Below are 480 nucleotides of genomic sequence, written 5' to 3' on the forward strand. Positions count from 1 at the left end.
TACTCGGCCTGGAACTGAACTTTCATGGCGCGGATCCGCAGCACCAGGTCCTTGGTCTCCTGCGCGTCCGGCCCGGTGGTCGGTATGACCTGCACGATGCCAAAGGAAGCGTCCTCGTTGGGGGTCGCCAGCGGGACGCTGGCCACGCCGGGGAGGGTCCGAATGTCGTCGGCGATGCCGTCCATCACCTCGAGCGGTTCGTCGGAGCCGACGATGACGGCCGAGACGATCAGCGGTCCGTTGTAGCCGACGCCGAAATGCTCGCTGATCAAGTCGTACGTGGTCCGAGCCGGGGTGCCGGGATCGGCCTGCCCGTTGTCGGGAAGGGCAATGCGCAGATCCTTGGCCGGGATAGGCCAGCGCGCCGAGGGCCACGATCACCACGACGATGGTCAACACCGGCCACCTGGTCACGATGCTGACCCAACGCCGCGGCGCGCCGATGCGCTGAGCCTTTCGACGGGCCGTGGTGCCCTGAGC

Annotated in this window: 1 protein-coding gene; it reads right to left on the minus strand. The window is 67.5% G+C overall.

The window, feature by feature from the left end:
* The coding region (locus tag ACOQFL_RS22825) for a hypothetical protein (RefSeq protein ID WP_435546259.1) at window positions 1-272 on the minus strand (272 nt) is incomplete at its 3' end.
* Window positions 273-480: the final 208 nt, after the last annotated feature.

It is taken from the genome of Actinopolyspora sabaoui (assembly GCF_051225635.1).
Lineage (GTDB): Bacteria > Actinomycetota > Actinomycetes > Mycobacteriales > Pseudonocardiaceae > Actinopolyspora.